This window comes from Xanthomonas sp. F10, from assembly GCF_014206815.1.
Classification (GTDB): domain Bacteria; phylum Pseudomonadota; class Gammaproteobacteria; order Xanthomonadales; family Xanthomonadaceae; genus Xanthomonas_A; species Xanthomonas_A indica.
The window spans coordinates 500,908-521,175 of the sequence record NZ_JACHNP010000002.1; the positions used below are offsets into that span (position 1 = coordinate 500,908).

24 protein-coding genes are annotated in these 20,268 nt (G+C 69.7%); 13 read left to right on the top strand and 11 right to left on the bottom strand.

The genetic code is table 11. The features are described 5' to 3' along the window. Window positions 1-73 precede the first annotated feature (73 nt). The gene (locus FHR56_RS13655; RefSeq protein ID WP_160945403.1) at window positions 74-769 is read right to left on the bottom strand and encodes a VIT family protein; all 696 of its coding nucleotides are present in this window, start codon (window positions 767-769) and stop codon (window positions 74-76) included. Between the two features lie 223 nt (window positions 770-992). Here FHR56_RS13655 and FHR56_RS13660 point away from each other — a divergent pair, with 223 nt between their 5' ends. Both FHR56_RS13660 and FHR56_RS13665 read left to right on the top strand, forming a co-directional pair. Further along, the gene (locus FHR56_RS13660; protein WP_160945402.1) at window positions 993-2,357 is read left to right on the top strand and encodes a glutamate--cysteine ligase; all 1,365 of its coding nucleotides are present in this window, start codon (window positions 993-995) and stop codon (window positions 2,355-2,357) included. 34 nt (window positions 2,358-2,391) lie between these two features. Next, on the top strand, window positions 2,392-2,781 hold the full coding sequence (locus FHR56_RS13665) for a hypothetical protein (RefSeq protein WP_160945401.1): 390 nt from the start codon (window positions 2,392-2,394) through the stop codon (window positions 2,779-2,781). Window positions 2,782-2,789: 8 nt separating this feature from the next. Here FHR56_RS13665 and FHR56_RS13670 read toward each other — a convergent pair whose 3' ends face one another. Further along, window positions 2,790-3,011 (bottom strand): hypothetical protein, encoded by a 222-nt coding sequence (locus FHR56_RS13670; protein ID WP_184502699.1) that lies wholly within the window; start codon window positions 3,009-3,011, stop codon window positions 2,790-2,792. Window positions 3,012-3,129: 118 nt separating this feature from the next. On the opposite strand from FHR56_RS13670, the gene FHR56_RS13675 reads away from it, so the two are divergent. After that, on the top strand, window positions 3,130-3,666 hold the full coding sequence (locus tag FHR56_RS13675; RefSeq protein ID WP_160945400.1) for a DUF2199 domain-containing protein: 537 nt from the start codon (window positions 3,130-3,132) through the stop codon (window positions 3,664-3,666). Window positions 3,667-3,742: 76 nt separating this feature from the next. Here FHR56_RS13675 and FHR56_RS13680 read toward each other — a convergent pair whose 3' ends face one another. Further along, window positions 3,743-4,027 (bottom strand): hypothetical protein, encoded by a 285-nt coding sequence (locus tag FHR56_RS13680; RefSeq protein WP_160945399.1) that lies wholly within the window; start codon window positions 4,025-4,027, stop codon window positions 3,743-3,745. A gap of 41 nt (window positions 4,028-4,068) precedes the next feature. Between FHR56_RS13680 and FHR56_RS13685 the strand changes: the two genes are divergently transcribed. The 3 genes from FHR56_RS13685 (at window position 4,069) to FHR56_RS13695 (ending at window position 5,719) form a co-directional block, all read left to right on the top strand. Next, window positions 4,069-4,650, top strand: coding sequence for a hypothetical protein (locus FHR56_RS13685; RefSeq protein WP_019798188.1), 582 nt, complete (start codon window positions 4,069-4,071; stop codon window positions 4,648-4,650). Window positions 4,651-4,813: 163 nt separating this feature from the next. Continuing rightward, window positions 4,814-5,035: a hypothetical protein gene (locus tag FHR56_RS13690; protein WP_160945398.1), complete on the top strand. Its 222-nt coding sequence runs from the start codon at window positions 4,814-4,816 to the stop codon at window positions 5,033-5,035. 297 nt (window positions 5,036-5,332) lie between these two features. Continuing rightward, complete coding sequence (locus FHR56_RS13695) at window positions 5,333-5,719, top strand: YbjQ family protein (protein ID WP_160945397.1); 387 nt, start codon at window positions 5,333-5,335, stop codon at window positions 5,717-5,719. 34 nt (window positions 5,720-5,753) lie between these two features. Here the strand turns inward: FHR56_RS13695 and FHR56_RS13700 are convergent, their stop codons facing one another. Both FHR56_RS13700 and FHR56_RS13705 read right to left on the bottom strand, forming a co-directional pair. Further along, window positions 5,754-7,265, bottom strand: coding sequence for an ATP-binding protein (locus FHR56_RS13700; protein WP_160945396.1), 1,512 nt, complete (start codon window positions 7,263-7,265; stop codon window positions 5,754-5,756). Then, window positions 7,262-7,978, bottom strand: coding sequence for a response regulator transcription factor (locus FHR56_RS13705; protein ID WP_026143454.1), 717 nt, complete (start codon window positions 7,976-7,978; stop codon window positions 7,262-7,264). Before FHR56_RS13705 ends, FHR56_RS13700 begins: the two co-directional genes overlap by 4 nt. A gap of 315 nt (window positions 7,979-8,293) precedes the next feature. On the opposite strand from FHR56_RS13705, the gene FHR56_RS13710 reads away from it, so the two are divergent. The 4 genes from FHR56_RS13710 (at window position 8,294) to fghA (ending at window position 11,282) form a co-directional block, all read left to right on the top strand. After that, window positions 8,294-8,569 carry a metal/formaldehyde-sensitive transcriptional repressor gene (locus FHR56_RS13710; RefSeq protein WP_048490915.1) on the top strand — a complete coding sequence of 92 codons (276 nt, stop codon included), beginning with the start codon at window positions 8,294-8,296 and terminating at the stop codon, window positions 8,567-8,569. A gap of 40 nt (window positions 8,570-8,609) precedes the next feature. Next, a complete protein-coding gene (locus FHR56_RS13715) occupies window positions 8,610-9,719 on the top strand; it encodes an S-(hydroxymethyl)glutathione dehydrogenase/class III alcohol dehydrogenase (RefSeq protein ID WP_048490914.1) in 1,110 nt (369 codons plus the stop codon). Between the two features lie 71 nt (window positions 9,720-9,790). Then, window positions 9,791-10,363 (top strand): S-(hydroxymethyl)glutathione synthase, encoded by a 573-nt coding sequence (gene gfa / locus FHR56_RS13720; RefSeq protein WP_160945394.1) that lies wholly within the window; start codon window positions 9,791-9,793, stop codon window positions 10,361-10,363. Between the two features lie 88 nt (window positions 10,364-10,451). After that, window positions 10,452-11,282 carry an S-formylglutathione hydrolase gene (fghA, locus tag FHR56_RS13725; RefSeq protein WP_160945393.1) on the top strand — a complete coding sequence of 277 codons (831 nt, stop codon included), beginning with the start codon at window positions 10,452-10,454 and terminating at the stop codon, window positions 11,280-11,282. Window positions 11,283-11,644: 362 nt separating this feature from the next. Here fghA and FHR56_RS20670 read toward each other — a convergent pair whose 3' ends face one another. Both FHR56_RS20670 and FHR56_RS13730 read right to left on the bottom strand, forming a co-directional pair. Then, window positions 11,645-11,776, bottom strand: a complete 132-nt coding sequence (locus tag FHR56_RS20670; protein ID WP_255421421.1) for a hypothetical protein — start codon at window positions 11,774-11,776, stop codon at window positions 11,645-11,647. Between the two features lie 192 nt (window positions 11,777-11,968). Continuing rightward, the gene (locus tag FHR56_RS13730; RefSeq protein ID WP_184502645.1) at window positions 11,969-13,381 is read right to left on the bottom strand and encodes a PLP-dependent aminotransferase family protein; all 1,413 of its coding nucleotides are present in this window, start codon (window positions 13,379-13,381) and stop codon (window positions 11,969-11,971) included. A gap of 107 nt (window positions 13,382-13,488) precedes the next feature. Here FHR56_RS13730 and FHR56_RS13735 point away from each other — a divergent pair, with 107 nt between their 5' ends. After that, complete coding sequence (locus FHR56_RS13735; protein ID WP_160945391.1) at window positions 13,489-14,280, top strand: PhzF family phenazine biosynthesis protein; 792 nt, start codon at window positions 13,489-13,491, stop codon at window positions 14,278-14,280. Further along, the gene (locus FHR56_RS13740) at window positions 14,277-15,188 is read left to right on the top strand and encodes a DMT family transporter (protein ID WP_160945390.1); all 912 of its coding nucleotides are present in this window, start codon (window positions 14,277-14,279) and stop codon (window positions 15,186-15,188) included. The genes FHR56_RS13735 and FHR56_RS13740 overlap by 4 nt, the downstream gene beginning before the upstream one ends. 55 nt (window positions 15,189-15,243) lie before the next feature. Here FHR56_RS13740 and FHR56_RS13745 read toward each other — a convergent pair whose 3' ends face one another. The 3 genes from FHR56_RS13745 to FHR56_RS13755 all read right to left on the bottom strand — a co-directional run bounded on the left by FHR56_RS13745 (window position 15,244) and on the right by FHR56_RS13755 (window position 17,284). Then, window positions 15,244-15,582: a hypothetical protein gene (locus tag FHR56_RS13745; protein ID WP_160945389.1), complete on the bottom strand. Its 339-nt coding sequence runs from the start codon at window positions 15,580-15,582 to the stop codon at window positions 15,244-15,246. Between the two features lie 83 nt (window positions 15,583-15,665). Continuing rightward, window positions 15,666-16,607: a DegV family protein gene (locus tag FHR56_RS13750; protein ID WP_160945388.1), complete on the bottom strand. Its 942-nt coding sequence runs from the start codon at window positions 16,605-16,607 to the stop codon at window positions 15,666-15,668. Between the two features lie 47 nt (window positions 16,608-16,654). Then, entirely contained in the window at window positions 16,655-17,284 is a 630-nt protein-coding gene (locus FHR56_RS13755; RefSeq protein ID WP_160945387.1) for a DsbA family protein, read from the bottom strand. 317 nt (window positions 17,285-17,601) lie between these two features. On the opposite strand from FHR56_RS13755, the gene FHR56_RS13760 reads away from it, so the two are divergent. Continuing rightward, on the top strand, window positions 17,602-18,435 hold the full coding sequence (locus FHR56_RS13760) for a cellulase (protein ID WP_160945386.1): 834 nt from the start codon (window positions 17,602-17,604) through the stop codon (window positions 18,433-18,435). A 208-nt stretch (window positions 18,436-18,643) separates the two neighbouring features. On the opposite strand, the gene FHR56_RS13765 is transcribed toward FHR56_RS13760, so the two are convergent. Next, window positions 18,644-20,248 carry a rhamnogalacturonan lyase B N-terminal domain-containing protein gene (locus tag FHR56_RS13765; protein ID WP_160945385.1) on the bottom strand — a complete coding sequence of 535 codons (1,605 nt, stop codon included), beginning with the start codon at window positions 20,246-20,248 and terminating at the stop codon, window positions 18,644-18,646. Window positions 20,249-20,268: the final 20 nt, after the last annotated feature.

The following is a 20,268-nucleotide window of genomic DNA, read 5'->3' on the forward strand; positions in this document are numbered from 1 at the left end:
GCGGTTGCCTTGCATTTCGGGGAACCGGGTATTGGCCATGCCGGTGATGCTACCCAGTACGGTGCGCGTCCGCTCAGACATGCACGCCGAATACGTGGCCGATCGCGCCGCTGGCGAGCATCGCCGCCGCGCCCCAGAACACCACGCGCACCGCGCCGCGCAGGCCCGAGGCGCCACCGGCGCGGGCGGCCAGCGCGCCGGTCAGCGACAGGCCGAGCAGCGTCGCCGCGCCGGTCACCCACAGTTGCCGGCCGTCCGGCGCCAGCCACGCGGCGGCGATCGGCAGCGCCGCGCCGCTGCAGAACGCGGCCGCCGAGGCGGCCGCCGCCTGCAGCGGACGCGCGCGCAGGCTCTCGGTGATGCCGAGTTCGTCGCGCGCGTGTGCGCCCAGGGCATCATGCGCGGTCAACTGCTCGGCGACCTGGCGGGCCAGGCCGGGATCGAGCCCGCGCTGGCGATAGATCGCGGTGAGTTCGTCCAGCTCGCTCTGCGGATCCTCGTGCAGTTCGCGCCGCTCCAGCGCCAGGTCGGCGCGCTCGGTGTCGGCCTGCGATTGCACCGACACGTATTCGCCGGCGGCCATCGACATCGCACCGGCGACCAGGCCGGCGATGCCGCTGGTCAGCACCGTGGCCGCCGACGCACCGCTGCTGGCGACGCCGACCACCAGGCCGGCCACGGACAGGATGCCGTCGTTGGCGCCGAGCACGGCCGCGCGCAGCCAGCCGGCGCGGTCGGTGCGATGGCGTTCGGTGTGGGTCGGGCGCATGCGTTGCCTGCTGCGGGCGGTGAGAGAGTCCGCAGCCTACCGAAGCCGGCGCCGCGAGCGCTTGCTGCGTCTCACTCTCGACGCCGCCAGCTGCCGCGGTCGTGGAATGCTGCAGTGCCGCCGGTAGCGATATGGGCCTCACCCCCGGCGCGTTATAGTGCGGGGCCTTGCGGTGCTGGCGGCTGGCCCCCACATCGCTTCACCCGTTGCGCGAGTCCTGCCCTTGTCGAGCCCCAGCCACGTTGCCGAGACGCCGATCACCGACCGCGCCGAACTGGTCCAGGTGCTCGCCTCCGGAGAAAAACCCGAAGCGCAGTGGCGCATCGGCACCGAGCACGAGAAGTTCGGCTTCCGGCTCGACGACCTGCGGCCGCCGACCTTCGACGGCGAGCGCGGCATCGAGGCCTTGCTGCTCGGCCTGACCCGTTTCGGCTGGGAGCCGGTGCGCGAAGCCGGGCACACCATCGCGCTGCTGCGCGATGGCGCCTCGGTGACGCTGGAGCCGGCCGGCCAGCTGGAACTGTCCGGCGCGCCGCTGCCAACCATCCACGACACCTGCGTGGAAGTGGGCAGCCACCTCAACGAGGTCAAGCAGGTCGCCGACGAACTGGGCCTGGGCTTCCTCGGCATGGGCTTCCAGCCGAAATGGCGCCGCGACGAGATGCCGTGGATGCCTAAGGGCCGCTACAAGATCATGCAGGCGTACATGCCCAAGGTCGGCGCGCTCGGCCTGGACATGATGACCCGCACCTGCACGGTGCAGGTCAATCTGGACTACGCCAGCGAAGCGGACATGATCAGGAAGTTCCGCGTGTCGCTGGCGCTGCAGCCGATCGCCACCGCGCTGTTCGCCGATTCGCCGTTCGCCGAGGGCAAGCCCAACGGCTACCTCAGCTACCGCTCGCACATCTGGACCGACACCGACGCCGACCGCACCGGCATGCTCGACTTCGTGTTCGAGGACGGCTTCGGCTACGAGCGCTACGTCGACTACCTGCTCGACGTGCCGATGTACTTCTCCTACCGTAACGGCACCTACGTGGACGCCAGCGGGCAGAGCTTCCGCGACTTCCTGCAGGGCAAGCTGCCGGCCTTGCCGGGTGCGTTGCCGACCCTGCGCGACTGGTCCGACCACATGACCACCGCGTTCCCGGAAGTGCGCTTGAAGAAGTACCTGGAAATGCGCGGCGCCGACGCTGGCCCGTGGGGCCGGCTGTGTGCGCTGTCGGCGTTCTGGGTGGGCCTGCTGTACGACGATGCCGCACTGGATGCAGCCTGGGACCTGGTCAAGGATTTCAGCCTGGTCGAACGCCACGCGTTGCGCGACGGCGTGCCGAAGCAGGCGCTGAAGCTGCCGTTCCGCAACGGCACCGTGCAGGACCTGGCCGCCGAAGCGGTGAAGATCGCCCTGAGCGGCCTGCGTCGCCGCGCGCGGTTGAACCGCGACGGCCAGGACGAATCGCGCTTCCTGGAGCCGCTGGTGGAAATCCTGCACGCCGGCGAGACCGCGGCCGAGCGCAAGCTGGCGCTGTACCACGGCGCGTGGCAGGGCAATATCGACCACGTGTTCCGCGAATTCGCGTACTGAGCGTCGCGCCGCACGCCGGTACGCCAGCACGACGATGACCGCGATCGAGGGCATGGCGGGCCTGTTCCAGGACGAGCCGCCCACATGGGGCGGCCGTGGCGATCCGTATCTCTGGGAGGAAATGGCGTCGACCCTGGCCGGCGTGCCGCTGCCGGTGACAGCGGCACAGTGCGAGGCGCTGCTCGCCGACACCTTCGCGCGCCTGGTCGGCACGGCGCTGGACGGCGCCTCTGTCGAATCGGTCTTCGTGCCGCGCCACAGCCATGGCGGCATGTCATCGGGGTACGTCAGCCTGGTGTTCTGGCGGGCGACCGCCATGCCGCTGTTGCTGGCGCGCCATGCGGCGGCCCTGGCGCAGCAACGTGCGGGCGCCGCAGCGCTGCAGACGCTGCCATGGTGGCGACGGCTATTCCGCTCGCGCTAGACGCCCTGTCACAGCCCATTCGCGCGCTGGTTGCGTCCCAGCCCGGGCGGCCGCATGCCGAGCGACTGCTGCTGTACGCCGCCGCCGACCTGGCCGAACGCAATACCTTCGAGGTCGCGCGCTCTACTTGCCGGCCATGTGCTGATCGGCGACGACAGCGGCGGCCAGGCCGTGCTGGTCGCGCCGGCGCATCCGGTGGTGTACGACGTAATGTGGTTTCCGGTAGTCATTGCGTCGTGTCCGGTGCGCCGCCGCCAAGAGCCGGAGCGAAATGCGTTCCAATGCATCCATCCATCGCCGATACTGGACGCTGCAATCTTGTGGATGGTCCTGGGGGGAGGGGCTGGCATGACAGAACATGACTTTGTATGCGCCAATTGCGGGCAAGCGCACCCGGGGCTGCCTACGGACTGGGCTTTCGGATTGCCGGACGAGGTGTTTGCGCTGCCCTACCTGGACAGGTATCGCCGTGCGCGCTTCAACACCGACCTGTGTACCCTGGACGATCGGCGATTCTTCGTTCGAGGCGTGCTGAAAATCCCGTTTACGTATCGGGACGACGCATTCGCCTGGGGAGTCTGGGCTGAAGTGTCCAAGGAGGATCATGACTTCTATGTGGATCACTTCAATGACGCGCAGGTGCAAGGTCGGCGATTCTCTGGGGTGCTCGCCAACGCCATTACCGGGTTGAGCGACGCCGTAGGCCTGCCATTTTCGGTCGAACTGCAGGATCCCAGGAGCCGTCCCGAGTTTGCATTTCCGTCCTGTGCGGAGCATGCGCTTGCTGTGGACCAGCGCACCGGCATCGATGAGGCGCAGCACCACCGGATGCTGGAGTTGTGCGGGCATTTCAAGGACTCTCAACGTATGGACGTTACTCAGTAGGCTTCTCCTGAAGAGGTCGAGCCAATTGGGGAAGGCGCAGGGCGTTTGGTCTCTCGTAATCCGGAAGATGCCACGATCACGTCTTGGCACTTCTACAAAGAATGCCGCAGGCTTCTTCGGCTTCGTGTCGCTTTTCGTCTATTGCGGCATTCTGCTCGCGCTTGGACCAGCTCCAGGCGCGGTGTTGTTCATCGCATTGGGAATGCTTGCCACCTTCTTGATATCGGTGCGATCGGGCAAACGGCTTCTGCTGCTCCGGCGCATGCGGACGGCGCAACGTCGATAGTTCCTTGCATTGGCTGGCCTGGTTGCGGCCTCGTGCCTTCCATTGGCGCCCCTGAATGGTGATGACGGCGGCCACGGGGCAGGCGACAATGCCATACTCGTCTTTGGGGAGACGTCATGCACCAAGCACCACCGCGGTCCAGCTTTGTCACCATCCTGGCCTGGATCTTCATCGCACTCTCTGGTTTCGGAACGGTGGTCGGCGTCATGCAGATCTTCGTTCTGTTTGCCGTGTTCGATCACGTGCAGTTCGCCGATCTGGCAAGGAGGCTTCCGCCAGGGATGCCGCCCACGACGGCCTTCATTTTTTCCAACTTTCGTTGGTTGTTTCTTGGAACTGTGCTGTTTTCGGCGTGGACCCTGGCGAGTTCGATCGGGCTTCTGCGGCGGCTGAACTGGGCGCGGTGGTGCTTCATCGGTGCCATGGTGCTGGTGATCGCATGGAATCTGGGCGGCGCAGTCGTGCAGGTGCAGATGATCGGGTTCATGCAGCAACAGCTCGCGGTTGCGCAGATGCACGGCGCGCCGGATATGCAGCCGATGATGTGGGCCATGGCGGCGATCGGCGTGGTGTTTGCTGCGGTCTTCGTCGTCCTGCATGGCTGGATCATCGCGCGCTTGCTTTCACGACCTGTCGCTGCCGAGTTTCGACGTTCATTGCCGACGGTGGGCGGCAGCGGCGCGCCACCGAGGCGTTGATCTGCAGTTTTTCGTGTTTTGCGGTAACGGTGCTTCAGGCAGGGGGGGCTCCATGTTGTGTGCGGAGTGGTTCGCATCGAAATGGCGATGGCTCAAGTGATTCGCGGGCGCCGCCGGGCTGGGAAGCGCGCTCATCGTCGCTGGCTGGAGCGCGGAGCACGAAGTGATTGTCGCTGTCGGAGGGCTGCTGGTGGTGCCGCTTCTCATCTGGCTGTTCATCATTCCGATCCTGCATTGGAAGGACCGCTGTGTGGGCGAACGCAGTGGCGCGTGGGGTGCACTGCTGGTGTTGGAGACTTCAAACTGGTCGAAAATGCTCTATTGGTATCGACATGTGCTGTCCGATTGGCGGCGCACGGGGCGCTACGAGCATGTGCCGCGATGAGGGTGTCCGCTGCGTGAGGGTTCCCTTCCTCGTTCGGCCAGAGATTCACGACCAGCGGCACGTGATGCGCTGTCGCTCGACGGGTCGCTCTGCAATACGCGCACTTCGCATCGTTCGCACTCGCTTGCCACCTGCCTTGCGGCGCGCAGCGGTGCTCGGCGCCATCGTGGCGATGCTGCTGCTATGGAGGGTGGCGATTGCGTGGGTCTTCCTGCGGTGCTAACACTGCCCGCCTCGGCGCATGCGCGCCGGGGCCGCGGTCCGCGGCGCCACGGACCACGCCACCAGGGGACTTCGATGACCGATCCGTACAATTCCTCGCCGCCGCGCGCGGTGGCGGCTTCGCCGCTCACCGATGCGATGGTGACCACCGCGCCGGAGCTTCCCGGTTACCGCATCGTGCGCAACCTGGGCATCGTGCGCGGCATCACCGTGCGCTCGCGCTCCATCGTCGGCAATTTCCTGGGTGGGCTGCAGACCATCTTCGGCGGCAATATCACCATCTACACCCAACTGTGCGAGCAGGCGCGCCTGGAGACCTACCGGGACATGCTGCAGCACGCGCGGCAGATGGGCGGCAACGCCATCGTTGCGGTGCGCTACGACGCCACCGAGTTGATGGCCGGGCTGACCGAGGTGCTGTGCTACGGCGCGGCCGTGGTCGTGGAGCCGCACCCGCGCTGAGCCGATCGGTGCGGCGGTGTGGGGCAGGCCCGGCTCAGCCGCCCACCGCCTGGCACGGCAGCCGCACGCTGACCCGCAGGCCGCCCTCGGGGCGGTTGTCCAGGGCGATCTGGCCGCCGTGCGCCAGCACGATGCTGTGCGCCACCGACAGGCCCAGGCCGATGCCGCCGGTGTCGCGGTTGCGCGAGTTCTCGCCGCGGAAGAACGGCAGGAACAGCTTCTCGCGCTGCGCGGGATCGATCCCGGGGCCGTCGTCGTCGATCCACAGCAGGCACTCGCCGGCGTCGTGACGCAGCTGCAGGCGCGCGCGCTTGCCGTACTTCAGCGCGTTCTCCACCAGGTTCATCACCATGCGCCGCAGCGACAGCGAGTCGCCGTCGAGGGTGATGGCGTCGCCGAGCAGCAGGACCACGTCGGCGCCGGTGTCGCTGGCGTCGTCGACCACGCTCTCCACCAGCAGGCGGAAATCCAGGGGCGAGCGGGTGCCGCGGCGGCTGTCGTTGTGGATGAAGTCCAGCGCCGCGGAGATCATTGCCTTCATCTCGTCGATGTCGGCCATGGTCTTCTCGCGCAGCGGCGACTGCAGGTTCTCCAGGCGGAACGCCAGCCGCGCCAGCGGCGTGCGCAGGTCGTGGGCGATGGCCGCGACCATGTGCGTGCGCTCGTTGATCAGCCGGTTCAGGCGCGCCTGCATGGCGTTGAACGAGTCGGCGGCCTGCACGATCTCGCTGGGGCCGCTGCGCCGCAGCGGCTGCGCGTCGGGGTTGCGCCCGAGCTGGTCGGCCGCCTCGGCGAAGCGCCGGATCGGCGCCGACAGCGCCCGCGAGAACCACCAGGCCAGCGGCAGCATCGCCAGCATGCCGACCAGGAACAGCATCACCACCTGGGTCTTGAACGCGTTGGAGAAGCGGCGCGGCGGCGACATCACGCTGCGCCAGTGTCCATCGGGCTGGCGCAGCGCCGCGGTGAAGCCATCCAGCAGCGGCACCGCCGGGGCGAAGCCACGTTCGCGCCAGCCCACTGCGCGCATGGTCGCGCCAAACGCCTCGGTGCGCGGTGCCTCGCCCGGTGCCGGTGGCGGCTCCAGCGGCGGTGGTTGCTGCGCGTCGGGTGGAGGCGCCAGGTCGTCGGGTGCGGGGATGGCGTCGTCGGCAGCGAGTGCATGCGGTGGCGGCGGCGGGCGTTCGCCCAGGCGCAGACGCAGGCGCTCCAAACGGCCGTCGCTGTTGCGGTAGAAGCGCACCTGGTCCGGCGCCACCTCCAGCCAGTGCGCCATCACCCGTTCGGCATTGCGGTCGCGCACCTGGTCGCGCGCCGGCAGCGGCGCATGCGCCGTGTCCTGCACCTTGAGGGTCTGGGTGCCGGCCGGCATGCGCGTGCTGAGCAGGGCGATCACTTCCGGCGGGTGCACCGGCATCTCGTAGACCGGGGTGCGCAGCACCAGGGCGATACCGATCAACTGCGCGGTGAGCAGCGCCACCACCAGCAGCAGGAAGGCGCGGGCGAAGATCGGCACGCCGCGGCGGGCGCGCGTGGGCCCGCTCACAGGCGGGCGACGCTCGGCAGCAGCATGTAGCCTTCGTTGCGTACGGTGCGGATCAGTTCGGTCTGCACGCGTTCGTTGATCTTGCGGCGCAGGCGACTGATCTGGCTGTCGATGGCGCGGTCGTAGACCTCGGTGTCGCGGCCGCGCGCGTAGTCGAGCAACTGGTCGCGGCTGAGCACGCGCTGCGGGTGCTCGACGAAGGTGCGCAGCAGCGCGAATTCGCCATCGGAGAGATTGATGAAGATGCCGGTGGGGTCGCGCAGGTCGCGGCGGATCACGTCCAGCCGCCAGCCGGCGAACTCGTAGACGTTGCCGCGCGCTTCCGGCGGCAGCGTCGCCGCCTGGCTGCGCCGCAGCAGGGCGCGCACCCGCGCCAGCAGTTCGCGCGGATTGCAGGGCTTGGCCAGGTAGTCGTCGGCGCCGACTTCCAGGCCGATGATGCGGTCGGTGTCGCTGCCCAGCGCGCTGAGCATGATCACCGCCGGTGCGCCGCGCTCGCTGGCGAGCTGGCGGGCGGCGCTGAGGCCGTCCTCGCCGGGCATCATCACGTCCAGGATCACCAGGTCCGGCTGGCGCTCGGCCATCCGCAGGCGCATCTCCGCCACTGTTTCGGCGGTGTCCACCTGATAGCCGTGGTCGCTCAGGAACTCGCTGATGAGTCGGCGCAGATCCGGATCGTCGTCGACGACCAGAATGAAGGATTTCATGTCCACGATCTTGAGGGGCGGCCACACGGGAGTCGCCCAGTCTAGACGTGGCCGCGGCTGCCTGGAACTGGGCGCGGGCAGGGACGTGGCCGCCGGAGCCGGGCCCGCGCTTGACCGCATGGCCATCATAGGCAGCGCCGGCGGCGCGAACATGGCCGGTTCGTGTCTTGTGCCGACACGCGTTGCCATGCGCCGGCACTAGCGCTGTCGCGGCCTCCGGCGGCGGGGGCCGATCTGGCGGGGCGGCCGCGCGGCGCGGGCATTTCCTTTTTTCGGTCGTGAAGATACTATCCCCCAGTATAGTTCCTGGGTCCCCATCGCATGCCACATACCCCGCACGAGAAGAAGCGCGTCCTGGCCCGCATCCGCCGCCTGCGCGGCCAGACCGAAGCACTGGAGCGCGCGCTGGAAGGCGGCGCCGAGTGCGCGGCGGTGCTCCAGCAGATCGCCGCCATCCGCGGTGCGGTCAATGGCCTCATGTCCGAGGTGATGGAGGCCCACGTCCGCGAAGAATTCGGCCAGCCCGCCAGCTCCGACGCGCAGCGCGCCGCGCGCGTGCGCGAGATGGGCATGCTGGTCCGCTCCTATCTCAAGTGATCCACACCCCACACCCATTTCCTCAGCCAGGAGAAAGCGCATGAAATCCCGAGCCGCCGTTGCCTTCGAAGCCGGCCAGCCACTGCAGATCGTGGAGATCGATGTCGAGCCGCCGCGCCAGGGCGAGGTGCTGGTGCGCATCACCCATACCGGCGTGTGTCACACCGACGCGTTCACGCTGTCCGGCGACGACCCGGAAGGCATCTTCCCGGCGGTGCTCGGCCACGAGGGCGGCGGCATCGTCGAGGCGGTGGGCGAGGGCGTGACCAGCGTCAAGGTCGGCGACCACGTGATCCCGCTGTACACGGCCGAGTGTCGCAAGTGCAAGTTCTGCCTGTCCGGCAAGACCAACCTGTGCCAGGCGGTGCGCGCCACCCAGGGCAAGGGCCTGATGCCCGACGGCACCACCCGCTTCTCCTACAACGGCCAGCCGATCTACCACTACATGGGCTGCAGCACCTTCAGCGAGTACACGGTGGTGCCGGAAATCTCGCTGGCGGTGGTCAATCCCGAGGCGCCGCTGGAGAAGGTGTGCCTGCTCGGCTGCGGCGTCACCACCGGCATCGGCGCGGTGCACAACACGGCCAAGGTGAAGGAAGGCGACAGCGTCGCGGTGTTCGGCCTCGGCGGCATCGGCCTGGCGGTGATCCAGGGTGCGGTGCAGGCCAAGGCCGGGCGCATCCTGGCCATCGATACCAATCCGGGCAAGTTCGAGCTGGCGCGCAGCATGGGCGCCACCGACTGCATCAACCCCAAGGACTATTCCAAGCCGATCCAGGAGGTCATCGTCGAGCTGACCGACGGCGGCGTGGATTTCAGTTTCGAATGCATCGGCAACGTGCACGTCATGCGTTCGGCGCTGGAGTGCTGCCACAAGGGCTGGGGCGAGAGCGTCATCATCGGCGTGGCCGGCGCCGGCCAGGAAATCAGCACGCGTCCGTTCCAGCTGGTCACCGGCCGCGTCTGGCGCGGCAGCGCCTTCGGCGGGGTCAAGGGCCGCACCCAGCTGCCGGGCATGGTGGAACAGGCGATGCACGGCGAGATCGACCTCGATCCGTTCATCACCCACACCCTGCCGCTGGACGAAATCAACGAGGCCTTCCACCTGATGCACGAAGGCAAGTCGATCCGCACCGTCATCCACTTCTGACCCGCAGGTCAGGCCGGCGCGCGGCCGTTTCCGCGCAGTGCAGCGACGCAACGAACCCGGGAGGGGGCAAGATGAGTACTGTGACGATTCATCCGTCGGTGGATGCCGGCGTGCGTGCCGGCGCGGAGCAGTTCCAGGGCGGCACCCTGGAATGCCACTGCGCCAGCGACAAGGTAGTGGTGGAAGTGGGGGCACAGACCGCGCACAACCATGCCTGCGGCTGTACCAAGTGCTGGAAGCCGAAGGGCGCGACCTTCTCGGTGGTGGCGGTGGTGGCGCGCGACAAGGTCAAGGTGACCGCGCACAAGGAGAAACTGAAGGTGGTGGACGAGAGCGCGACCATCCGCCGTCACGCCTGCACCGGCTGCGGCGTGCACATGTACGGCCGCATCGAGAACACCGAGCATCCGTTCTACGGCCTGGATTTCGTGCATACGGAACTGTCGCCGCAGCAGGGGTGGTCGGCGCCGGGCTTCGCCGCGTTCGTGTCCTCGATCATCGAGAGCGGTACGCGGCCGGAGGCGATGGACGGGGTGCGCAACCGCCTGCGCGAACTGAAGCTGGAACCGTACGACTGCCTGTCGCCGCCGTTGATGGACGCGATCTCCACCCACGTGGCGCGCAAGCACGGCGTGCTGCACTGAAGTCCGCTGCCGCGCGTCGCCGGTCGACGCGTCGCGGCATCCCGCCTGCGGCCGGTCGCGGTCGCAGGCCCACATTTCGGAATTGCCCATGGAACGCATCGAACACCACGCCTGCTGCGGCGGCTGGCAGGACGTCTATCGCCACGACTCGGCCGTGCTCGGCTGCCCCATGCAGGTGGCCGTGTACCTGCCGCCGCAGGCCGAGCATGCCAAACTGCCGGTGCTGTACTGGCTCAGCGGCCTCACCTGCACCGAGCAGAACTTCATCACCAAGGCCGGCGCGCAGCGCTATGCGGCCGAGCATGGGGTGATCCTGGTCGCCCCCGACACCAGCCCGCGCGGCGAGCAGGTCGCCGACGCCGAGGGGTACGACCTGGGCAAGGGCGCCGGCTTCTACGTCAACGCCACCCAGGCGCCGTGGGCCGCGCACTACCGCATGTACGACTACGTGGTGCAGGAACTGCCGACGCTGATCGAGGCGCAGTTCCCGCACAACGGCCGCCGCGCCATCAGCGGGCACTCGATGGGCGGCCACGGCGCCCTGGTGATCGCGCTGAAGAATCCCGGCCGCTACCGCAGCGTGTCGGCGTTCGCGCCGATCGTCGCGCCGAGCCAGGTACCGTGGGGCGAGAAGGCCTTCACCGCCTACCTGGGCGAGGATCGCGCGCAATGGCAGGCGTACGACGCCAGCGTGTTGATCGGCGGCGCCAGCGAGCACCTGCCGCTGCTGATCGACCAGGGCGGCGGCGACGAATTCCTGGACAAGCAGTTGCGCCCGCAGCTGCTGCAGGCGGCCGCCGAGGCCGCCGGCTATCCGCTGACCCTGCGCGTACAGCCGGGCTACGACCACAGCTACTACTTCATCGGCAGTTTCATCGGCGAGCACATCGCCTTCCACGCGCGCGCGCTGCAGGACTGAACGCGATGCGCTGGCGGTCGCGCACGATGCGACCGCCGGGCAGAGTGCCGCGGGCTTGGCGGCGATGCCGGTGCACCCCGTGCCCTCCGGGCTGTCGTCGCTGCCGTGCCGTGCGGTGGCCGGAGGCGAGCGGCGCAGATGTGGGCTCGCCGGCCTGCACATGACAGCGCGGTGACCGCCACGGCGGCGGCGTGGCCGGTCTCGTAAACAAACGTGGGTGCAGTACCACCCGGCGCGCGGATGTGCGATCGCGTTCGCGCCTGCTGAGACGGGCGCTGGCTAGATTCCGCAGGGATCGCCATCGCCACGTCCCTGGATCGGAGCCGCGCCATGTCTTGCCGTCGCACCCTGCTGCTCCCCTGTCAACGCTGGCGCAGCCCGCTCAGCCCCGTGGCGATGCTCGCCTGCACCTTGTTCGGCGCCTGCGTGGCGCTGGCGATCGGTGCGGCCACGCCATAGCGCAAGCCGCCGCTGGCTGCCGTCGGTTGGTCCACGCGTGCTGTCGGGCGCCTCCACTGCGTCGGCGGTGCACCGCGGCCATCGTTGTGGCTGGCCGACACTCGTGTAGATGCAGGTGTAGGGCCCCGCTTGGCAAGCGGGCGGGACGTGGTGCGGTCACCAGCCAGGTAGACGCTGGCAGCGCGCGCGTCGCCTCGGCACTGCGGCGCGGCGCCGGACGTCCCTTTTCAGCGCGGCAGCCGCGCGGCCAGCGTGCCGAGTTGGCGCATGGCCTGCTCCAGGGCGGGCGTCCAAGGCTGGCCGCAGCTCAGCCGCAGGTGGTCGGCATAGTCGCCGCGGCTGGAGAACAGATGCCCGGGCGAGGTGCCGATGCCCTCGGCGAGGGCGGCCTCGAACAAGGCCTGGCCGCTGCCGGCGTCGGCCAGTTGCAGCCACAGCGACAGACCGCCGGCCGGGTCGCCGATGCGGGTGCCGGCCGGCCAGTGCCGCAGTACCGCCTCGCGCAGGCGCTGGCCGTTGTCGGCCAGGGTGCGGCGCAGCTTGCGCAGGTGGCGCTCCAGGTCGTGCCGTTCCAGGTAGTCGGCCAGGGCCAGTTGCGGCAGGCTGGCGCCGCCGATGGTGGAGAAGTACTTGGCGCGCACCAGCGCGTCGGTCCAGGCGCCGCCGAGCAGCCAGCCCACGCGGAGGCCGGGCGCCAGCACCTTGGAGAAGGCGCCGCAGGTGATCACGTTGCCGTGGGTGTCGAAATGGCGCAGCGGCCGCGGGCGCTGTCCCGACCAGTCGAGTTCGCCATAGATGTCGTCCTCGATCACCACCGTGCCGTGGCGCGCGCAACTCTCCAGCAGGGCGCGCTTGGCCGGGTCCGGGGTGAGGCTGCCGAGCGGATTGTTGAAGTTCGGCACCAGCACCGCGGCGCGCGCCGGGGTGCGCTGCAGCAGTGCGTCCAGGCGTGCGGCGTCGATCCCTTGGCCCGGGCGGTTGGGCACTTCCAGTACCTTCAGCCGCAGCGCCGCCACCGCCTGCAGGATGCCGTGATAGGTCGGGGTCTCGACCAGCACCACGTCGCCGGGCGCGGTGAGGGTGCGCAGGGCCAGGCTGATCGCTTCCATCGCGCCGGCGGTTACCACCACCTCGTCGGCGGCCACGGCGGTGGCGCAATGCGCGTAGCGCTGCGCGATTTGCCGGCGCAGCGCGGCATGGCCCTGCGGCGGCGCGTAGTCGAGCGCGGCGCTGCGCTGGCGGCGCAGTTGCCGCGCCAGTGCGCTGGCCAGGTGCGCGCCGGGCAGCAGCGCCGCGGCCGGCGTGGCGGTGTGCAGCGGCACCAGGTCCAAACGCGCGAGCATGTCCAGCACGCCCTGCAGCGCCGGATTGGCGACCGCGCCCGGCGCGCGCCGCCGGGTGGTGGCGCTTGCGCCGGTCGGTTGCGCTGTGGTCGCAGCACGCACGAAGTAGCCGGAGCGCGGCCGCGCCTGCACCCGGCCTTCGCGTTCCAGTTGCAGGCAGGCTTGCACCGCGGTGGCGGCGCTGATGCCGTGGCCGGCGGCCAGTTGCCGGATCGACGGCAGGCGCTCGCCGGCGCGCAGCGTGCCCTGCGCGATCTGGTCGCGCAGTTGGTTGGCGAGGGCTTCGTACAGGCGCATGCGCCGGCCTCATCTGTATCGGTCGATTTGCAGCGTATCTGACTCTGTGCTGGTCGCCCAACCCGGCGCACACTGGCCGTGTCCTATCCGATCCCGCGAGGCCGCGCGTGCAGCTGCCGTTGTTCATCGTCGATGCGTTCACCAGCGTGCGGTTCCGCGGCAACCCGGCCGCGGTGGTGCCGCTGCAGGCGTGGTTGCCGGATGCGCTGATGCAGGCCATCGCCAGCGAGAACAATCTGTCGGAGACCGCGTTCTTCGTGCGCGAGGCCGATGGCGCGTTCGCGATCCGCTGGTTCTCGCCGCTGCGCGAAGTGGCGTTCTGCGGCCATGCCACCCTGGCCAGCGCCTTCGTCGTCGCCACCCAGGGCCTGGCGCCGCTGCCGTTGCGGTTCCGCGCCGCGGGTGTCGGCGAACTGGCGGTAGATCGCGAAGCCGACGGGCGCTTCGTCCTGCGCTTCCCGAACCAGGCGCCGACCGCGTTGGCGGCGGTGCCGCAGGCCCTCGCGCAGGCCCTGTCGATCGCGCCGCAGGCGGCGTACCGCAACGCCCAGGCCTATATCGCCGTGTACGCGGACGAAGGCCAGGTCCGCGCGGTGGTGCCGGACCTGGTGCGGATGCTGGCGCTGGCGCCGCGCGATGTCGCGGTCACCGCGCCTGGCCGCGAGCACGATTTCGTCTCGCGCTATTTCTGGCCGGCCAACGGTGGTGCCGAGGATCCGGTCACCGGCTCGATACACGCCGCGCTGGCGCCGCTGTGGGCGCAGCGGCTGGGCAAGCGCGACCTGCGTGCGTGGCAGGCCTCGGCGCGCGGCGGCGAGCTGGAGTGCCGGGTACTGCCGGACCACGTGCAGGTGCGCGGCGCGGCGGTGCAGTACCTGCACGGGAGCATCGCGCTGTGAGCGCGGCACCTGCGATATCGGCGGGTGCATCCCGGCGCGCGCTGTGGCAGTTGCTGCTGGCCGAGGTACTGATCGGCTCGGTCGGCGTGTTCGTGCACGAGAGCGGCCAGGACCCGGTGACCGCGGTGTTCTACCGCTGCTTGTTCGGCGCACTGTTCCTGACCGTGTGCGGCCTGCTCGGCGGACAGTTGCGCGGGCTGTGGCGCGAGCGCGCGCTGCTGCGCGACGCCGCGCTCAGCGGCGTGCTGCTGGTGCTCAACTGGGTGGCGCTGTTCGCCGGCATGGCGCGCTCGTCGATCGGCGTGGCGACCATGGTCTACCACGTGTTTCCGTTCGTCATGCTGATCCTGGCGGCGTTGCTGCAGGGCGAGCGCAGCCGCCGCGCCGACCTGGGCTGGACGCTGCTGGCCTTCGTCGGCGTGGCCTGTTCGGCCGACCCGCTGCGGCTGTGGTCCAGCGCCGACCGTGGCTACCTGGGCGGGATCGCGCTGACCCTGCTGGGCGCGCTGCTGTGCGGGGCGTCGTTGCTGATGTCGCGGCGGATCAGCCGCGAGCGGCCGCTGGCGGTGGTGACGGTGCAGTGCTGGGTCGGGGCGGCGATGCTGGCCGGCTTCTCCAGCAGCGCCGCGCTGCATCCCGGGCGGCACTGGTTCTGGCTGGTCGGCCTGGGAGTGATCCACAGCGGCGTGGTGTACGTGCTGTTCTACAGCGCCTACCGGCACCTGCACGTGGCGGCGATCGCGGTGGTCGCCTTCGTCTACCCGCTGGTGACGCTGCTGCTGGACTACCTGCTGTACGGCCACCGGCTGGTGCCGGTGCAATGGCTGGGCCTGGCGCTGATCGTGCTGGGCACGCTGGCGGTCAACCTGCGCTGGTCCTGGCCGCGCCGCGCGGTCGCCGCTTCCTGACGCGGCTCCGCGTGGGCGCGTCGGCCACCGCAGTGCGGTGGCCGTGCCGCGGGGCTCAGCGCACGTCGCGCAGTTCCCAGCCGCTGCCGGCGAGCAGGCGCAGGCGCTGCTTGAGGATGTCGCCGGGGACGCTGGTGGTGGCGGACAGGTCGATGCGCAGATCGTCCTGGCGGCCGGTCACCCGTGCTGCCGGATCGGTCACGCCCAGCGCCGGGTCGACCTCGTCCGGCTCCGGCTGCATCGCGCGCCAGCGCTCGAACCAGGCCGGATCGCTCAGGGCGGCCTGCAGTTGTTCGGCGAAGGCGTCGGCGCCATGCGCGGTGAAGCTCAGCGACGGGTGGCTGCCGCGGGCACGGGCGGGATCGGGCAGGCTGATCGAGTAGGTGACGGCCATTGGGCATCTCTTGTGGGCGGTACGAAGCGGCGCAGCCTAGCAGAGCCGGCGGCGCGCCGTCGTCGACGCGGCCAGCGGGCGGATCAACCGAAGCGCAGCGCTTCGCCGGCGAAGCCCAGCACCAGTGCGCCCTTGCCGACGTTGACCATGCCGGTCAGGCTCATCACGCTTTCCAGCAACTCCACGCCATGAGTGTCACAGGCCTGCCGCAGCGCTGCGTAGCCGGGCAGGGCGTGCAGTTCCGTCAACTCGCCGCCATAGCTCACGCACAGCGTGGGCGTCATCAGCCCGCTGGCCACGCGCTTGGCGGCCAGACCGAACAACGTCTGCACGGCGTGCTCGAAGCCCTTGAGCTTGGCCACCGGCGCGGTCTCGCCGCGATGGCAGTGCAGCACCGGCTTGATGTCCAGGGCCGAGCCGAGCGCGGCGCTGAGCAGGCCGACGCTGCGGTCGCCCTTGCTGCGCGCGCGGCTGCGCAGGTAGTACAGGTCGCGCGCGATCATGTAGCCATGGGTGTGCTCGGCCAGCGTTTCCAGCCGCTCGCGGATGGCCTGCACGCTGGCGCCGCCGGTACGCAACCGCACCGCCTCGACGGCGACCACCGCCTGCGCGGCGAACAGGTTCTGGGTGTCGATCACCCGCAATGCGAACGGCGAGGCATGGCCGGCGGCCTGGCGGATCGGCTTGTAGTCGGTGAGGATGGCGAAGCCGGCCTGCTGCGCGTGATCGTGGATCGGGCTGCGGGTCTTGGCGATGGTCAGGCAGAACACATGGTCGTAGTCGATGACCAGCCGGCCGAGGAACAGCTCGCGGATCTGCGCCACGCTGTAGGGCACGGTCTCGGCCTCGGCGCCATGCGCGCTGACCTGCGCGTGCAGGAACTCGAGCGTCGCCGCTTCGTCGCGGCGATCGGCGAGCACCGTGCCGCCGAGGCGCACGCTGATCGGCAACACCACCAGGTCGTGTGCTGCGATGTAGTCCTGCGGCAGATCGCAGGCGGAATCTACGACGATGCCGATGCGCATCCGCTGGATCTCCGGGATTGGGAAATGTCGATGGACATGGCGGCGGCTCAGGCGTTGCGCTGCACCGCGGCCGGCAGACTGCCCAGGCGCGCCATCTCGCCGCGCTGCAGCAGCTGCGGGTCGGCCAGCACCGCCCGCATCAGCGCGTGCGCGTCGTTGCCCCACAGCAGGGTGTCGTCGATCTGCAGGGTCGGCACGCCGAACACGCCGGCCGCCAGCGCCTGCTCGGTGTTGGCGCGTAGTTGCGCCTTGACCTGGGCCTCGGCGGTGGCCGCAGCCACGTCGGCGATGCCCAGCACCTGGCCGACCGGCGCCAGCGCCGCGGCGTCGTCGCCGGCGTGGCCATCGCGCCACAGCCAGTCGAAGATCGCATCGATGGCCTGCGGCGTGGTGCCCGCAGCGACGCACAGGCGCAGCGCCGTCAGCGGGTTGAACGGATGAGCCGGCGGGAAGCGCAGCGGCACGCCCTGCTGCTGCGCCTGCCACTGCACGAAGCGGTAGGTGAACTCGCGCTTGTGCGGCACCTCGGCCGGCCCGCGCGTCTGCAGCTGCGCCAGCACCGCACCGAACACGATCGGCACCGGCTGGATCCGGGCGAACTCCGGAAGCGTTTTCACCTGCTGCCAGTGCAGGTAGGAGAACGGCGAGATGAAATCGAAGTACCAGCGCAACGGCATCGTGCTTCTCCGCAATGACCGCTCAGCTTAGCGCGGCGCCGCGCGCGCGGCGACTGCATGCCCGTGCATGCTGCAGTGCGGGACGCCGGTGTCGCGTGGGCGCGCGCAGACAGCGCGGCGTAGACGATGCGCGGGCGAGAATCTCGCCGGCACGAGATACCTGTGAAGCGCCCCACGCCCGCGCCCTGGATCGCGGTAGCGCTATTGCGTTGGCGCATGGCGTGCGCGGGTCTTGTCATAGCTCGCGGCGCGCGCGCCTTGCTAGCGTCCGTCGCGGCAGCACCGTCGCTGCCCCTGCACGCTCAGGAGAGACCGCCATGCACGCTTCCGCTCCCGTTTCCGCCGCCGCTTCGCCGCGCTTTCCCGTCACGCTCGCACGGTCGTTGCGCGGCCGCACACGGACCGTGCGCGCGCTGCTCGCCGCGGCCCTGCTCGCCGTCGCGCCTATGGCGCTGGCCGGTCCCTACCAGGTGTACGGCAACCAGTACGCCTGGGTGAACAACTTCAACGATCCCAACAACGTCATCCAGGGCACCTTCCACAGCGGCAGCACGCCGAGCATGACCGTGACCTTCAATTTCCCCAACGCGAGCCTGTACGGCTATCCGGCGATCCTGCGCGGCTCGCACTACGGCTTCAATCCCACCTCCGACCGCACCTTCCCGCGGCAGGTCTCGGCGCTGCGGTCATTGCCGGCGACCTTCGCGTACTCGTCCGGTGGCAGCAACCTGGGCGGCGATTTCGCCTACGACCTGTTCTTCCGCTGGGACAGCACGGTCTCCTCCAGCGCGATCCCGCAGACCGAAGTGATGATCTGGGGCGGCCACAACTCGTATCCGATCGGCACGCTCACCGCCAGCAACGTCATCAGCGCCGGCGGCTACACCTTCGATCTGTGGGGAGGCATGAACAGCGCCGCCGGCTACTACGTGTACACCTTCATTCCGCACAACACCGCCGGCCAGCCGACCCTGCCGAGCAACGGCAATCTCAACATCGACATCAAGCCGTTCCTGACCTGGCTGCACAATCACCGCGCGCAGGACGGACGCTTCAGCAATGCGATGTACCTGCACGTGGTCGAGGCGGGCTTCGAGGTGGTGCGCGGCAACGGCTGGGCCTGGATCCAGGCCAACATCGGCGCCAACTGAGCCGCTGTAGGGCGCCGCCGGGCGCAGGGCGGCGGCGCCTTGCGCCGCGCCGCGTTGTGCCGGGCGGCGCGGGCGATCGGCAGGAACGCGTCGGCGTCGCCAGGCGGCACGCCGTGGCGCATGTCCTCGGCATCGTTGCCGGCGCGTTCCAGCCCGGTGCCAGCGTGCGCAGGCAAACGGCGTCTCTCCAGCGCCTCACGGTGCCGCCTCACGGCGCGAGCAGTTGCACGCTGTCGAAGACCAGGCCGGGGCCGAGGAAGCCGTTGTCCGGCGTGCCCGACGCGACCTCGATGTCCAGCGTGTTGAGGCCGGCCTGCAGGGCGCTGGCGGGGATGTCGAACAGATACGCCGTGTTGTTGCCGCGATAGGTACCGCGGGTGATGCCGCGGCTATCCGGCTGCTCCGGGCGTGGCGGCACCGGTCCGTTCCAGCGCTCGTTCACTCGCAGCTGCGGACGGCCGCCGGCCTGGGTCAGGGTGACGAACAAGCGCAGGCGATAGGCGTGCACCTGGTCGCGGCCGAGCACGAAGGCGATGCGGATGGGCGTGTTGACGCCGCGCCATTGCGCTGCCGGGAACGCGTCGAGAGGGTCGCGGCCCACGCGATACGTGAGCGGCCCCCACGGCGCCATGCGCCGGTCGGAAGGATGCGCGCTCGCCAGCAGCGCGGCGTTGCGGAAGCCGGCCGGCGTGCCATCGGGATCGCCGATCTGCCAGATCACCTGGCCCGGCAGCGGCACCGCATGCAGCTCGGCCTGTGCGGTGGCCGCGGCATTGATCTGCACCGTGGCGTGGGCCAGCTCCAGCTCGTTCTGGTACAGCGCGATGCGGTACGCGCCGGGGCGGATGCCGGCGATGCGGAAGCGGCCATCGGCGTCGGCCCTGGCCCAGTACTGCGCCTGCGCGTTGCGCAGGGCCACCACCGCCGGCCGCCCCGCGGCGATGCCGGAGACCTGGCCGGCCACCGCGCCGCGCTCCGCTGCGCCCAGGAAGCCCTGCAGCCCCAGCGACGCGTCCACGAAGCGCAGGTCCGGCGGCACCTGCGCCGCCGCGCCGCCCTGGCTGAACTGCAGCACGTACACGCCATGCAGGCCGCCGCGGTACGGTTCGGTCTGGGTGTGGTTGGAGAACATGTAGTTGTACAGCTCGTGGGTGCGCGCGGTCCGTTGCGTGGCGATGTCCTTGAAGAACGGCCCGCCGGCGCTGTGTTCGCGATCGCCCATCCACATCCGCACGGCGAGGCCGGGACCGCTGACGCCATGCACGGTGTCGTCGATCGCGCGCCGCGCCGAGTAGAACTTGGAGCTGGTGCGGCCGTTGGGCAGCAGGAACACGTCCTTGCCTTCGATCGCGGTGCCGACGTTGGAATCCGGCTCGCGTTCTGCGTTAGGCAGCTTGACCGCGTCGAGCCTGGCGATGAAGCGCAATTCGCCGACCGGCAGCAGGGTCGGTGCGTAGGTGGCCAGATAGATCGCGTCGCGTCCCTTGCGCGCCATGTAGTACTGCACCAGGTCGCCGGCGCTGGCCGAGACCACGATGGTGTCGCCGACGGTGCGTGCGGTGACGCTGGCGCTGCCCAGGCCCGAGGCGATCTGCGAGTGCTTGGCTTCCGGGCTCTCCAGTTCGACGCCGCGGTAGCGCATGGAGACCACGTCGCCGGTGCGCGCGTCCACGCTGAACTGCAGATCGGCGCCGCTGTCGACGACGAAGCGCTCGCCGACCCTGGCGACGCCGAAGCGGCTCGCGCCGGCCCATGCGGGCGCTGCACTGGTCAGCGCGAACAGACACAGCAGCAGGCGAGACAGGCGGGGCATGGCGGTGCGCGCAAGGGCAA

Bases quoted from the DNA above. Each gene is read 5' to 3' on its own strand.
- FHR56_RS13655 (WP_160945403.1), bottom strand. From the start codon at position 769: ATGCGCCCGACCCACACCGAACGCCATCGCACCGACCGCGCCGGCTGG.
- FHR56_RS13665 (WP_160945401.1), top strand. From the start codon at position 2,392: ATGACCGCGATCGAGGGCATGGCGGGCCTGTTCCAGGACGAGCCGCCC.
- FHR56_RS13670 (WP_184502699.1), bottom strand. From the start codon at position 3,011: ATGACTACCGGAAACCACATTACGTCGTACACCACCGGATGCGCCGGC.
- FHR56_RS13675 (WP_160945400.1), top strand. From the start codon at position 3,130: ATGACAGAACATGACTTTGTATGCGCCAATTGCGGGCAAGCGCACCCG.
- FHR56_RS13685 (WP_019798188.1), top strand. From the start codon at position 4,069: ATGCACCAAGCACCACCGCGGTCCAGCTTTGTCACCATCCTGGCCTGG.
- FHR56_RS13695 (WP_160945397.1), top strand. From the start codon at position 5,333: ATGACCGATCCGTACAATTCCTCGCCGCCGCGCGCGGTGGCGGCTTCG.
- FHR56_RS13710 (WP_048490915.1), top strand. From the start codon at position 8,294: ATGCCACATACCCCGCACGAGAAGAAGCGCGTCCTGGCCCGCATCCGC.
- FHR56_RS13715 (WP_048490914.1), top strand. From the start codon at position 8,610: ATGAAATCCCGAGCCGCCGTTGCCTTCGAAGCCGGCCAGCCACTGCAG.
- gfa (WP_160945394.1), top strand. From the start codon at position 9,791: ATGAGTACTGTGACGATTCATCCGTCGGTGGATGCCGGCGTGCGTGCC.
- fghA (WP_160945393.1), top strand. From the start codon at position 10,452: ATGGAACGCATCGAACACCACGCCTGCTGCGGCGGCTGGCAGGACGTC.
- FHR56_RS13730 (WP_184502645.1), bottom strand. From the start codon at position 13,381: ATGCGCCTGTACGAAGCCCTCGCCAACCAACTGCGCGACCAGATCGCG.
- FHR56_RS13745 (WP_160945389.1), bottom strand. From the start codon at position 15,582: ATGGCCGTCACCTACTCGATCAGCCTGCCCGATCCCGCCCGTGCCCGC.
- FHR56_RS13750 (WP_160945388.1), bottom strand. From the start codon at position 16,607: ATGCGCATCGGCATCGTCGTAGATTCCGCCTGCGATCTGCCGCAGGAC.
- FHR56_RS13755 (WP_160945387.1), bottom strand. From the start codon at position 17,284: ATGCCGTTGCGCTGGTACTTCGATTTCATCTCGCCGTTCTCCTACCTG.
- FHR56_RS13760 (WP_160945386.1), top strand. From the start codon at position 17,602: ATGCACGCTTCCGCTCCCGTTTCCGCCGCCGCTTCGCCGCGCTTTCCC.
- FHR56_RS13765 (WP_160945385.1), bottom strand. From the start codon at position 20,248: ATGCCCCGCCTGTCTCGCCTGCTGCTGTGTCTGTTCGCGCTGACCAGT.